This window comes from Subtercola sp. YIM 133946 (genome assembly GCF_036553535.1).
Lineage (GTDB): Bacteria > Actinomycetota > Actinomycetes > Actinomycetales > Microbacteriaceae > Subtercola.
In genome coordinates, this window is the sequence record NZ_JAZHPE010000015.1 from 113494 (window position 1) to 126788 (window position 13295).

At 67.8% G+C, this 13295-nt stretch carries 10 protein-coding genes; 6 read left to right on the forward strand and 4 right to left on the reverse strand.

Annotated elements, in window-relative coordinates; genetic code table 11:
* Both V3W46_RS05085 and V3W46_RS05090 read left to right on the forward strand, forming a co-directional pair.
* A complete protein-coding gene (locus tag V3W46_RS05085) occupies nt 1–1785 on the forward strand; it encodes an N-acetylglutaminylglutamine amidotransferase (RefSeq protein WP_331782007.1) in 1785 nt (594 codons plus the stop codon).
* Complete coding sequence (locus V3W46_RS05090; protein ID WP_331782008.1) at nt 1782–3722, forward strand: S9 family peptidase; 1941 nt, start codon at nt 1782–1784, stop codon at nt 3720–3722. Before V3W46_RS05085 ends, V3W46_RS05090 begins: the two co-directional genes overlap by 4 nt.
* A 122-nt stretch (nt 3723–3844) precedes the next feature.
* Here V3W46_RS05090 and V3W46_RS05095 read toward each other — a convergent pair whose 3' ends face one another.
* Nucleotides 3845–4603, reverse strand: coding sequence for a MerR family transcriptional regulator (locus V3W46_RS05095; RefSeq protein ID WP_331782009.1), 759 nt, complete (start codon nt 4601–4603; stop codon nt 3845–3847).
* A gap of 123 nt (nt 4604–4726) precedes the next feature.
* Between V3W46_RS05095 and V3W46_RS05100 the strand changes: the two genes are divergently transcribed.
* Both V3W46_RS05100 and V3W46_RS05105 read left to right on the forward strand, forming a co-directional pair.
* Nucleotides 4727–5740, forward strand: coding sequence for an NADPH:quinone reductase (locus tag V3W46_RS05100; RefSeq protein WP_331782010.1), 1014 nt, complete (start codon nt 4727–4729; stop codon nt 5738–5740).
* 58 nt (nt 5741–5798) lie between these two features.
* On the forward strand, nt 5799–7013 hold the full coding sequence (locus V3W46_RS05105; RefSeq protein ID WP_331782011.1) for a sensor domain-containing phosphodiesterase: 1215 nt from the start codon (nt 5799–5801) through the stop codon (nt 7011–7013).
* A gap of 84 nt (nt 7014–7097) precedes the next feature.
* Here the strand turns inward: V3W46_RS05105 and V3W46_RS05110 are convergent, their stop codons facing one another.
* Nucleotides 7098–7835 (reverse strand): hypothetical protein, encoded by a 738-nt coding sequence (locus tag V3W46_RS05110; protein ID WP_331782012.1) that lies wholly within the window; start codon nt 7833–7835, stop codon nt 7098–7100.
* Nucleotides 7836–7962: 127 nt separating this feature from the next.
* On the opposite strand from V3W46_RS05110, the gene V3W46_RS05115 reads away from it, so the two are divergent.
* Together V3W46_RS05115 and V3W46_RS05120 are read left to right on the forward strand one after the other, a co-directional pair.
* Nucleotides 7963–9951 (forward strand): sensor histidine kinase, encoded by a 1989-nt coding sequence (locus V3W46_RS05115; protein WP_331782013.1) that lies wholly within the window; start codon nt 7963–7965, stop codon nt 9949–9951.
* Nucleotides 9944–10591, forward strand: coding sequence for a response regulator transcription factor (locus V3W46_RS05120; protein ID WP_331782014.1), 648 nt, complete (start codon nt 9944–9946; stop codon nt 10589–10591). The genes V3W46_RS05115 and V3W46_RS05120 overlap by 8 nt, the downstream gene beginning before the upstream one ends.
* A gap of 93 nt (nt 10592–10684) precedes the next feature.
* On the opposite strand, the gene V3W46_RS05125 is transcribed toward V3W46_RS05120, so the two are convergent.
* Nucleotides 10685–11326 (reverse strand): response regulator transcription factor, encoded by a 642-nt coding sequence (locus V3W46_RS05125; protein ID WP_331782015.1) that lies wholly within the window; start codon nt 11324–11326, stop codon nt 10685–10687.
* 5 nt (nt 11327–11331) lie between these two features.
* On the reverse strand, nt 11332–13287 hold the full coding sequence (locus V3W46_RS05130; protein WP_331782016.1) for a sensor histidine kinase: 1956 nt from the start codon (nt 13285–13287) through the stop codon (nt 11332–11334).
* Between the last annotated feature and the right edge of the window lie 8 nt (nt 13288–13295).

The window sequence follows — 13295 nt, forward strand, 5'->3', positions numbered from 1 at the left end:
ATGTGCGGACTCGCCGGCGAATACCGCCTCGACGGCCGCAGCGCCGATCTCGGCGCCGTCGCCCGCATGAACGCCTGCATGGTGCACCGCGGGCCTGACGGCGACGGCTTCTGGGCGCACGGGCCGGTGGCGCTCAGCCATCGCCGCCTCTCGATCATCGACCTCAGCCCGGCCGGTTCGCAGCCGATGGTCGATTCGGCGCTCGGGCTCACGGTGGCGTTCAATGGCTGCATCTACAACTACAAAGACCTGCGCAGCGAGCTCGAGGGCAAGGGCTATTCGTTCTTCTCGACCTCCGACACCGAGGTCATCGGCAAGGCGTACGCCGAGTGGGGCACCGACTGCGTCGACCACTTTCTCGGCATGTTCGCCTTCGCCATCGTCGAGCGCGAGAGCGGCCGCCTGATGCTCGCCCGCGACCGCCTGGGCATCAAGCCGCTCTACCTCGACGAGACGCGAGACCGCATCAGGTTCGCCTCGAGCCTGCCCGCGCTGATCGCGGGCGGCGGCACCGACACCACCATCGACCGCGAGGCGCTCGCGTACTACATGACGTTCCACTCGGTGGTTCCGGCACCGCTGACCATCCTGCGGGGCGTGCGGAAGCTCCCGCCCGCCACGGTGCGCGTCATCGAGCCGAGTGGCGAGAGCCGCGAGCACGTCTACTGGCGCCCCGACTTCAGCCGAGACGGTTCGCGTGCCGACTACTCCGAGCGCGACTGGCAGGATGCGGTCATCCAGAGCCTGCGAACGGCGGTCGAGCGGCGCATGGTCGCCGACGTACCGGTGGGGGTGCTGCTCTCGGGCGGCATCGACTCGAGCCTGGTGGTCGCCCTGCTCGCCGAGGCCGGCCAGACCGACCTGAAGACGTTCAGCATCGGCTTCGACTCGGCCGGCGGCGAGTCGGGTGACGAGTTCGAATACTCGACGCTCGTGGCCGAGCGCTTCGGCACCGACCACCACCGCATCAAGATCGACAGTTCGCGCCTGCTGCCCGGCATCGACGGGGCGATCGCCGCCATGAGCGAACCGATGGTCAGCCACGACTGCGTCGCCTTCTACCTGCTGAGCGAAGACGTGTCGCAGTCGGTCAAGGTAGTGCAGTCGGGCCAGGGGGCCGACGAGGTGCTGGGCGGCTACGACTGGTACCCGCCGCTGGCCGACGTGCCTCGCGACCAGGCGGTCGAGGCGTACTCCCGCGTCTTCTTCGACCGGCGCTGGCCCGCCATGAGCTCGATCCTCTCTCCCGAATGGATGCTCGGCAGCGATGCTCCGACCGAGTTCATCACACGGCAGTTCGCGGCCCCCGGCGCCGAGACCAGCGTCGACGCCGCACTGCGCAACGACACCACCATCATGCTCGTCGACGACCCGGTGAAGCGCGTCGACAACATGACCATGGCCTGGGGGCTCGAGGCCCGTGTACCCTTTCTCGATCACGAGTTCGTCGAGCTGGTCGGTGCGATTCCGCCGGAGTTCAAGCTGGCCGACGGCGGCAAGGGCGTGCTGAAGCACGCCAGCCGCGGCATCGTGCCCGACGAGGTCATCGACCGTACGAAGGGCTACTTTCCCGTGCCCGCCATCCGGCAGCTCGAAGGGCCCTACCTCCAGCGCGTACGCGAGGCGCTCACCGACCACGCGGCCCGCGAGCGCGGTCTTTTCGACGACGCCACCGTTCAGCGCCTTCTCGCCGCTCCGAACGAGACCAGAACCACTCTCGGTTCGAATGCGCTCTGGCAATTGGCTTTACTGGAGATGTGGTTACAGACTCAAGGCATTCGTTGACATCGCGGCACGCTGCCGGCCCGGCGGGGGCAGCCCTCGTCGAAGAGGCCGTCGCCCTGGGTGACACTCTCGTCGGCGCGTGGGGCAGCTGGGGGCCCACCATGACCCCCGACGCCCGCCGCATGGCGTTCATCAGCGACCGCGACGGCGTGCCGAAGGTGTGGGTGCAAGACGTGTCGGGCACCGAGGCCGCCTGCATCGAACTCAGCGCAGACCCCGTGATCTCGGTCACCTGGTCGGCCGACAGCGCCTGGCTGGCCTGCGCGGTGGCGACCGACGGCGGCGTGCGCAGCCAGGTGTGGGTGGTTCGCCCCGACGGTACGGATGCCCGGCGCATCGCCGGCTCGCACGAGCAGCATGCCGAACTGGGGCCGTGGACGCGCAGCGGCCACCGTGTCGTCGTCACGATTCCGTCGACCGAGGTCGGCGAACCCACCTCGACATTCCTGGTCGACCCGGCCACGGGCGCCTACGAGCCCCTCGCCGTGGGCGAACTCATCCACGTGCTCGACCTCTCGGTCGGTGAGGCGCTGGTGATCATCCGCGACGGGCGGCGCGGCCACGAGTTCTGCGTGGTGGTCGACCGGGTGAACGACCAGGATCACCCGCTGCTGCCACACAGCACGGCCAGCACCGTGGTCGCGGCGGCCGGCGAGGCCAGCACCACCGCTCTGATGGCGGGCGCGACCGGGGCCACCGAGGTCGCCCTGCTGCGGCCCGCTCCGCACGGGGCGGATGCCCTGGCCGAACTCGGCGCCTCCGCTCCGCTCGTCGCCTACCTCGCCACCGAGGTGGGTGCTCAGCGGCACCGCCTCGTCGCGCTGCCGCTCGGGCCGAACGGCTGGCGCGGTGTGCCGCAGGTGCTCGCCGAACGCGACGATGCCGAGCTCGAGGCGCTCGACGCCGACGACGCCGGGCGTCTGCTGCTGCTGGTGTGGAACCGGGCCGGCACGAGCGAGATCGAGCTGTTCGACACCACCACCGGCGTACGCATCGGTGTACCCGAACTACCGGGGCTCGTGGCGTCGAGCCCGGTGCTGAGCCGTGACGGCGGAACGGTCATCCTGAGCGTGGAGGGGCCGGAGCGGCCCCGCGAACTGTGGCGGCTCGACACGGCGACACTGCAATGGACCCGGGTGACCGCCGTGCCCCGGCTGCCCGTGCTGCCGCTCGTCGTGCCCACGCTCGAGCGATACGAGGGGCGCGACGGGCTCGCGCTGACCGGCTGGCTGTACCGGGTGCCGGGCTCGGTGGCGGCAGGGCCGGCGATGCTGAGCCTGCACGGCGGGCCGGAGTCGCAGGAGCGGCCGACCTTCAATCCCCAGTACCAGGCCATGCTCGCGGCGGGAATCGCGGTGTTCGCGCCCAACGTTCGCGGATCATCCGGTTTCGGCCGCACCTTCAGCCACCTCGACGACGTGCACGGCCGGCAGGGGGCGTTCGACGATGTGATCGCCAGCGCGAACCACCTCGTGGCGCTCGGGGTCGCCGACCCGGCGCGCATCGCCGTGACGGGGCGGTCGTACGGCGGGTACCTGACGCTCGCGTCGCTCGCGTTCTCGCCCGGAGTTTTCGCCGCCGGAATCGACATCTGCGGCATGTCGCACCTGCTCACGTTCTACCGCGACACCGAACCGTGGATCGCCGCGGCCGCGGTGACCAAGTACGGGCATCCCGACCACGACCAGAAGCTGCTGCGCCGCATCTCGCCGCTCACCGCCGTGCAGAAGATCGAGGCGCCGCTGCTCGTCGTGCACGGCGAGCTCGACACGAATGTGCCGATCGGCGAGGCGCACCAGATCGTCGCGGCCCTGCGCGAGCTCGGCCGGCCGGTCGACTACCTCGAGCTGGCCGGCGAGGGCCACGAGTACCGCCGGGCCGACTCACGGCGTCTGCTGGCGGCCACTATGGTGAGGTTCCTCTTCCAGAACCTCTGACCCGTGTCAGGAGGCCTGCTGGATGAGCGCGGCCACAGGCGGTCACGGCGACGGCGGCGACGACGAGTGCGAGCGTCGCCGCGACCGCCCGTCACCGTCGAGCCCGGGTCGCGTCTGCGGCGCTACAGATTGGCGTCGGCGAACACCCGCATGGCATCCCGCACGAACGCGGCGCCCTCCCTTCCGCCGTAATTCACGGCGAAGCGTTCGTCGTCGACGTACGACTCCCCCAGCCACACGAAGTACTGCTTCGTCGGGCGGCCGTCGGCCGACGTCGGCGCACCGGAAATGCCCCCCAGAAAGTCGCACTGGCGCTGCGCAAGGGCCTGCGCCTGGGCACCATCGGCCGGCGCCCCGCTCGTGGCCGCTCTCGACCAGTCGGCCGCGAGCTCGGCCGCCGCGAGCAGAAAGTCGTCTCTCTCCTCGCGCGACAGCGAGGTGTACCAGCTGTCGCTCGCCGCGTACGAGTCCCTCCCCCACCGTTGCTCCACCTCGTCTTTGTAGACGGTGTGGTCGAACCCGTCGAACATCTTCTCTGCCATCGGTTCTGCACCTCTCTCCAGGTCGTCGATCGTCTGTGCGACGCTCGCCATCAGGCGGTCGAGCCGCCCCTTCTCGGTCGTGAGCCACTCGAGATGCGAGCGCAACGCGGCCGTGTCGTCGCGCTGCCCCGCCAGAATCTCGGCGATCGCGGGGATGCCGAGCCCCAGCTCGCGAAGCAGCAGCACGCGCTGCAACCGCACGAGCGCGCCGGCGTCGTAGTACCGGTACCCGTTCTGGCCGATTCTGCTCGGCGTAACGAGCCCCACCTCGCCGTAGTGGCGCAGTGTTCGACTCGTCGTACCGGCCAGTCGTGCGATCTGCTGGATGCTCCACTCCATCGGTGGCCCTCCTTCCGAACACCGACACTACGGCTTGACGCTACGTCAACGTCAAGCCCGCGCAATACTGGTGTTGAACGGCATGCTGGCTGTTGCGAAGGGCGGTGCACGAAGATGGTTGCAATGATGAGGGCGGCATGGATCGCCGAGCGGGGGCCGGCGAGCAGCATCCGGGTTTCGGAGGTGCCGGTACCGACACTCGAGGCGGGCGAGCTGTTCGTGCGGGTGGAGGCCGCCGCCGTCGACCCGGTCGACACGCTCGTGCGGTCGGGCCGGTATGCGACCCCCATTCCGTTTCCGTTCATCGTCGGCCGCGATCTCGTCGGCACCGTCGAAGCGGTCGCACCTGATGCCGCAGGGTTCGCCCCCGGAGACCGGGTGTGGTGCAACAGCCTCGGCCACGCCGGGCGTCAGGGCGTCACCGCCGAGTACGCCTGCGTGCCCGCAGACCGGGCGTACCCGCTGATGCCGCAGGTGGATGCCGTGCGGGCCGTCAGCCTCCTGCACCCGCTGGCGACCGCGCATCTCGCACTGTTCACGCACGGAGGCCTGACACCGAACCGGTCGGCCGGCGACGCCGCTTCCTCCGGAGCGACGCAGACGGTCGTGGTGGCGGGTGGCGCCGGCAATGTCGGTTCGGCGCTCGTCGCGCTGGCTTCAGAGGCAGGCGCCCGGGTGATCGCAACGGCGTCGGCCACCGATGCGTCGTACGTGGCCGGGCTGGGCGCCACCGCCGTGGTCGACTACCGCTCGACGGACTGGCTCGAGCACATCGTGCGCCTCACGCCTGAGGGCGCATCCGTCTCGATCGACACCTCAGGATCGGTCGGAATCGAGTGGGCCCTGTCGGCTGCGCGGCCGCGCGGCCGCATCGTGGTGCTGGCGGGTTTCGGTCAGACGTTCCCCCTGCCGGTGGGTGCTCTCTACACGCGAGACATCACCATCACGGGCTTCGCGATCAGCACCGCGAGCGTCGCCGAACTGGCCGCCGCGGCCGGTACCGTCAACCGCATTCTGGTCGACACCGACTTCTCGGCGCGAAGGGTCGAGACGGTCGGGTTGGCCGACGTTGCTCGGGTGCACGAACAGATCGAGCGCCGCCAGGCAGGCTCGACACGCTTCGTCGTCATCCCCTGAGACCGTTGCCGCCGCCGCCCCGGGCGATCCGTAGACTGATGAGGGGGAAGGGGAACGGGTGACCACAGCCGAACACGCAGCGGAGCTCCGACGTATCCTGGCTGACGGCGGCCTCGACACGGTCTTCCAGCCGATCGTCGACCTCGAGACCATGCAGGTGAGAGCGTTCGAGGCCCTCACCCGCGGTCCGGCCGGGTCATCGCTCGAGATGCCCGATGCGCTCTTCCCTGCCGCCGCCGAGACCGGACTCACGACACAGCTCGACCTGGCGTGCATCCGGGCGTCGCTCACGGCGGCCCGCCGGCACGGTCTCACGGCGCCGTTCTCGGTGTTCGTGAATGTCGAAGCAGACACGATCGGCCGGCTGGCCGCGGCGCCACCTGACCGACCCGTCGTCATCGAGATCACCGAACGCAACCTGCTGAACGACCCGGGCGCACTGATCCGTTCCGCCCGGAGCCTCCACGACGCGGGGATGCTGATCGCGATGGACGATGTCGGAACAGACCCCGCATCTCTCGCCCTCCTTCCTCTCCTGCAACCAGACATCATCAAACTCGACATGGGTCTGCTTCAGAAGAAGCCGGGTCGGAATGCGGCCTTGGTGATGGATGCCATCAGCACCTACACCGAACAGATCGACACCATCGTGCTCGCCGAGGGCGTCGAATCCGAACGCGATCTCATCAAGGCCCGCGCACTCGGCGCGACTCTGGCGCAAGGCTGGTTCTTCGGAAGACCCGATGCCGTGCCACAGGGTGAACCCGCCGCACTCGCCCCCAGCCGGCCGCCCCGCTCCCCCGCGGCGTCGACACCGTTCGACGTGGCGGCCGCCGCGCGAGACGCGGTGCCTTCCACGAAGCCCCTGCTGATCGAGGCGAGCAAGTTCCTCGAGGCCTGCGCGTTGGAGTGCGACGAGACAACCCTCGTGTTCTCGACCTTCCAAGACAACGCCAACTTCAACTCCAGGATGCTTGCCCGCTACACCGCCCTCTCCGAACGAGCCAGCCTCGTCGCAGCGTTCGTGCAGGCCGGAACCGAACAACAGACCGGGCTCCCCAGCCTGCCGAACCTTCGCGTCGCGTCCTTCGATGCGACCGACCGACTCGCCGCAGAATGGTCGGTCATCGTGCTGAGCTCCCGCTACTGCGCCATGCTCTCGGCCCGGGAGACCCACGAGCAGCATGACGACGGCGACCGGTTCGAGTACATCCTCACGCACGACCGTCGTCTTGTGACTCTCGCCGCAATCACCCTCGCGAACCGCCTCTGACGTCTGGCCGAAGCGTCGTGAGGCACTCACTGTGTCCAGAGCGACCCTGACCGCCGGATGCGTGAAGCGCCCCGGCCGCGCACGTTACGGCTCAGTGAGAGCCGACTCTGCCACAACCGCGGTCAAACTGCTGCGTCTCAGGATGAGCCAGACGGCGGTCACGACAAGCCAGAGCAGTCGTAGCTGATTGCTCACGAGGAAAACGGCGAAGGTCGTCGGGAACAACACAAGTGGGATAACCGCGAGGGCGCCCAGCGCTCCGAGGAGCAGCACCACGAGGGGAACCGTGGCTCCGCGACGTCGCGCGATCCAGCCGGCGATCGTCGTGATCGCGGCCAGCGTGGCCAGGGCGACGTGAGCCTCAACGTACGAGATCAGCCAGGCGCGATCGGCAAAGGCGACGATCTCGGCCGAGATGTGGATGTCGGTGTTGCTTCCGACAACGAGCGGAACACTCATGGCCATCGCGTCGCCCCCGACCGCCCCCGCGAGGAACAGCGCAGCGGCCACCACGGCGACTGTCTTCCAGAGCGGCGAGCGCGCCCATTCGGCTACGACGCGGCACAGGCCTCCCATGAAGATGATCATCGGCAGATACGAGATCGCAGATGCAGCGAGCCCGATGCGAGCTCCCGATCCTGTGCTCGAGTCTGAAAGCCAGCTCGCGACCTCCTTCGCCGCACCGGGTACGGTCACATCGGGGGTGGTCGATTGAGAGATGGTGACGACGATCAGGGCGATCGCGATCAGTCCGGCGGCGCCCACGATGACGCGGGTGCGGCGGTCCAGCTCGGTAGAGGCGATGAGCAGTGTCGATGTCATGGAATGAGTGTGGGGTGCGCAACATCCCGCAGTCATGAGCTGACAGCGGACGACACCGGGAGAATCTCCCGATTGAGACGGGAACTCCATTCTGCTGCACGGGGCGGCTCGGTGATTGAATTGCATCGTGACGCACGCATCGAGTGTCTGGAGAGCCGGCGCAGTGGCCCTGAGCGGCCTACTGCTGGCCGTCGCGATCGTGTCGGAAGCGCGGGCGGGATGGCCGGAGGGCCACCTGGCATTCCTCGCAGCCGTGGTGACCACGGTGAGTTGGGTCGTCACAGGAGCTATCGCCACGCACGCCCGACCGCGAATGGTGATCGGCACACTGCTCATCCTCAGCGGGCTTTCCCTGGCGGTCGATGGCGCTCTCACCTCAGTCGCGGAGGTGATCGCACCTCGAGACGAGAGCTCGGCCGGCTGGATCGGATGGTTGGGGAGTTGGCTGTTCTGGCCCCAACTCGCGGCGCTCTCGACGATCTATCTCCTGTTTCCCTCAGACACGCTTCCGTCACGAAGGTGGCGCTGGGCGGTCATCCTCGCCATTTTCGGCTCCACGGTGGGAATGGTCGGCAGCGCCCTCTCACAGGGGCCGCTGGCCGAGTCCGGCCCACTGCATTCTGTTGTCAATCCCGTTGGAATTCCCGGTGCGCAGCACCTGATCCCCGTGGCAGCCCTCCTTCTCAACGGTTCGATCATTCTCGGACTGCGTCTCCTGCGAGTGCGTCCTGTCGACGCATCTCTCCGAGGCGCCATGCGACTTGTGTTCTGGTTGGGACTGATCAACCTGGCCGTCGGTATTCTCTTCATCGCTCCGCCAGGCCCGTGGGTGTACTCGCTGGGGGTGCCCGTCACGATCACTCTCACCGCCGCGATCTGTGCAGCGCTCTTGCGTGGGCCTCTGTGGAACGTGCGGGCGACGATGGGTCGCGCGATCGTCGGGGCTGCGCTCACTGCGTCGACCATCGTGGTGTTCGTCGTGGTGCTGTTGCTCGCCGAACTTCTCCCCGTGCCGAGCACCGGTCAGCTGATCGGAGTCCCCGTCGCGGCCGTCATCGTGTGTGCGTGTTTCGCGCCCGCGCAGCAGTGGCTCCGGCGGCGCGTGCAGCGCATCCTGTTCGGCGATCGCAGTGAACCGTATCGAACGGTATCGAGGTTCGGCGAGGTGCTCGAGTTCGCCGGTGAGCCTCGCGAGGCGCTGCAGAGACTCGTCGAGTTGGCAGCCGCCGCATTCCGTGTTCCCTGGGTCGCCGTCTTCATCCCCTCGGCTGGGCCGCATGCCGTCGCCTGGGTCGGCGACGAGGCCGACACGTGCGTCACGCGGGCTCTGCGGTACCAGGGTCAGGAGTGGGGGCAGCTGGTGGTGGGGGTTCGTCGTGGTGAGAAGGAATTCGCTCCGGCAGACGACCATCTGCTCGATGACCTCTCGCGGCAGGCGGGCGCAGCAGCTTACGCTCTCGCGGTCGAAGGGACGCTTCGGCGTCACTCTGCCGAACTGGCGCTCGTCAGGGACGAGGAGCGGCATCGCCTTCAACGCGACCTGCATGACGGCGTGGCGTCACGCATCACCGCGCTCCGCCTGAATGTCGACGTCGCCGTCGACCTGATGGTAGCGAATCAGGATCGCGCGCGATCGATACTCGCTCGTGTGAGCACCGATCTGGCGAGCACTCTCACCGACGTCAGACGCATCGTCGATGACCTCGGACCGACCGACACTCTCGATCTCGGTGTGGTGCGCGCGCTCGAGGCCCTGTGCGAGCGTTTCACCAGTGAGACACTCGTCGTCTCCGCCGATGTCCGCGCAGAGGTCGACGCCGTCCATCAGACCGTCGGAGTCGCCGCTTACTGGATCGCCGCGGAAGCTCTGCACAATATGTCCCGGCATTCCGACGCGGCACAGGGCGAGTTGTCTGCCCAGATCTCCGGATCGGATCTCCTGCTGAGGGTCGCGGATGATGGTCGCGGCATGGCGGCCGCAACGAACTCGGGCGTCGGCATGGCGAGCATGCGCGCTCGGGCGGCTTCCCACGGGGGGTCACTCGTCGTGGGCGCGACCCACCAGGGAGGCACCGAGATCGTCGTGCGGTTACCGGCGAGGTCAGCCGATGCCTGACAAAATCAGGGTGCTCCTCATTGACGACCATCCGATGATCATCGACGGACTCACCCTCGCCCTCGAAACCGATGACATCGAGGTCGTCGCGGCGGCCGGCACGGTGAGCGAGGCGCGACGGCTAGCTACCGAGATCTCCGTAGACGTGGTGGTTCTCGACCTGCATCTGCCCGACGGCTCGGGGCTTTCCCTCATACCGTTCCCCGCGTCAGGCGGCCGGGTACCGGCGATCGTTGTACTCACTCTCGCCGAAGACCAACGGTTGGTCAGCCGTGCGCTCCTCGCGGGGGCGAGCGGCTACCTGGTGAAAGGCGCCTCTCGGGAGGAGATCGTCGCCACGATCCGGGCAGTCGCTCGAGGACAGATCGTGCTGGGTTCGACGATTGCGCGGCGGGGGATCGAATCGTTCGGGTCGTCTGGCAGGTTTCCCCAGCTGACCGAACGCGAAGAGGAGGTGCTCGCACTGGTCGCGGACGGACGAGACAATCCCGCGATCGGCCGACAATTGGGCATCTCGGCGAAAACTGTTGCCAACCATGTCTCCTCGATCCTTCTCAAACTCGGAGCAGCCGACCGCTCCCAGGCCGCCATCATGGCGCTACGGGCGGGCGTCATCCCGCCAGGCTCGTCCGCCCTCTGATGACTGCAGGGTCAGGAGATGAGGCGCTGGGCTTCGAAACCTGCTCGGGGGTGTCGGTTGACGCGGATTCACTGAATCTCGGGTGACGGAGATTCAGCCTGACGTGCCGAGCCCGCGCTTGCGCGCTGTCACGATGATGGCTGCGCGGTCGGGCACTCCGAGCTTCGACATGATGGCCGTGACGTTGTTACGTATGGTCTTGTCGCTGAGGTAGAGCCGGGATGCGATCGTGGCGTTGTTGGCGCCGGTCGCGATCAGCTCGAGGATCTCGAGCTCACGGCGGGTGAGCTGCGGGAAGGGAGAGTTCGGCGTGGGTGCCGCGGAGCGAAAGAGGGCCGCCAGCCGATCTGAGGCTCCGGAGCCGATGACAGTGTCTCCGTCGTGCGCTGCGATGATCGCCCGCACGATCTGGTCGGGGCCCGCTCCCTTGAGAAGGTAGCCGCGCGCTCCGGCACGCAAAGCGGCAAAGAGCGACGTTTCATCTTCCAGCATGGTCAGCATCAGCACCGCGACTTCCGGGTGGGCTGTGACGATCGAGCGAGTCGCCTCCACACCGCCAATTCCGGGCATCCGAATATCCATGAGCACGACGTCGGGCACGGATGTCTCGCACGCCTCGATGGCGGCCGCGCCATCCGCAGCCTCACCGACGAATTCGACGCCGTCAGCGTCTTCCAGCATCGTTTTCAACCCGACCCGGTAGATGGTCTGGTCGTCGACTACGAGCACCCGCACCGCAGTCATCCTGCCTCCATGAGGGGCAGCGCGGCGTGGACGAACGTGCCGCCGGCCGGTCCGGTCGATATCAACAGGGTGCCGTCGAGTTCTGCTGCACGCTCTCGCATGGAACGGATCCCGACGCCGGCGCGGAAACCGTCGGGCATTCCCGGGCCGGTGTCCGAGATGCGGAGCACCACTTCAGCGGCCTCGCGATCGATGCTGACCGTTGTTCTCGCGCCGGGGGCGTGGCGCGATGCGTTGGTGATCGCCTCGAGTGCGATGCGGTAGGCGGCCACTTCGACGGCAGCGGGAAGGGGTCCGATCGGATCGGAGGTCACGATCTCGACGTGCGAGTGGCGTCGAGCCTGTTCTTCGAGAGCGCCGACAAGTCCCAGCTCGTCCAGAGCGGGCGGCCGTAATTCGTAGACCAGCCGGCGCACCTCCTCGAGCGCATCGCGAACCTGCTCGGTGAGTTCATCCAGTTGGTCGCTCGCCTTCATCGGGATGACGTCAATTGCGCTTCGTGCGCGCTGAATCCCGAGCACAAGGCCGCCAAGTCGCGCACCAAGACCGTCGTGCAGGTCACGGGTGATTCTGCGACGCTCCCGTTCTCTGTCGATCACTATCCGCTCCCGTGACCGGCGCAGGTCCACCGTCAGGGCGACCGCCCGCGCGATGCCGGAAAGCTGGGATGTGAGCACCGCGAGGGCGCTCCTCTCAGCCGGTCGAAAACGATCGCCGGGTTCGCGATGAGCAGCGCGCAGCTCGCCGATCCTCTCCCCGGCGAAGAGAAGCCCGAACTCTTCGAAGGAGGCCCCGTCGGGGATGTCGCCCACTCGTAATGTGCCGACGACGAGCTCGACGCCAGGAAGGCGCAACGCGACGCGGACGGCGTCGATGGCTTCAGGCAGGAACTGCTCCGGTTCCGCGACCGCGGAGAGCTGTGACCCGAGCTTCTCGAGAACCCGCACCGGGTCTGCGCGATCGCCGAACAGCAGCCGATCCGAAGCCCGCTGCAGAACACGCCAGAGCGGCAATGCGACCGCGACCGAAACGAGTACTGCGAGAGCCGGTCCGAGCCAGCCAGCCACCACCTGCTCGACGAGCCACGCGAGACCAAGATAGACGCCAACCACGCAGAAGCCCAGGACGACGGCGACCAGTCCCCGCCCGATGACCGTGCGCGTGTCGAACGTGCCGTACCGCCGAATACCGATCCAGCCCGCAATGCCGACAGCGAGCACACCGGCCAGCTCCGGCACCAAAGCGGCCTGGCTGTCGTCGATCGCGGTCGACACCGCTAGGCAGACCCACCAACTCGCCGCGACGCACCAACTCGCGATCGAAATCAGCCCAAACGGAACACCACTGGCGGCCGTCTGCCGCGTTCGCCGCCATCGCAGTGTGACGACGATCGCCGAGAGCGTTGCGACCACCGGCACGAACACGATGCCCAGGGCCAGACCGTCGGCGATGCTGCCCGCAGCCCCGGGAAGCGCCGTCGGGTTGATCGCCGTCGTGTCCCAGATGAGCGGCGCGAACAGCTCTCCGACGAACTGCGTGACGAAGACGGCCGCGCCGAACCAGAGCAGCCAGCTCCAGCGACGTGACAGCACTCGCCCGTCGGGATAGAGCTGTAACGCAAGCAGGGGAATCGTGTCGAGCGCCACCGTGGCCGGCCAACCCTCGATCCAATAGACCCAGGCAGAGGACTGCGGGTGAAGCAGTACGTGCGCGTTGGCGGTGAGCGCGATCGGAAGGGCGATACCGGTGAGCAGAAGCATCCAGCCGACCGGGTTGCGAGCCGAGCTTCGAATCGCCGCCGCGCCCACGAGGGGCACCGAGACCGCTGCCGCCAAGACGACGCCGATCAAGATGTTGAGCGGAGTCGGGCGCTGCAACACCGCCGCGATCGCGATGGCCGTGAAAACCACCGCGATCGCGGCAGAGGTGTTGGCGGCCGGTCTGGCGATCACGGCTACAG

Coding starts and splice junctions, on each gene's coding strand:
- V3W46_RS05110 (WP_331782012.1), bottom strand. CDS start 7,835: ATGACATCGACACTGCTCATCGCCTCTACCGAGCTGGACCGCCGCACC.
- V3W46_RS05100 (WP_331782010.1), top strand. CDS start 4,727: ATGATGAGGGCGGCATGGATCGCCGAGCGGGGGCCGGCGAGCAGCATC.
- V3W46_RS05120 (WP_331782014.1), top strand. CDS start 9,944: ATGCCTGACAAAATCAGGGTGCTCCTCATTGACGACCATCCGATGATC.
- V3W46_RS05085 (WP_331782007.1), top strand. CDS start 1: ATGTGCGGACTCGCCGGCGAATACCGCCTCGACGGCCGCAGCGCCGAT.
- V3W46_RS05095 (WP_331782009.1), bottom strand. CDS start 4,603: ATGGAGTGGAGCATCCAGCAGATCGCACGACTGGCCGGTACGACGAGT.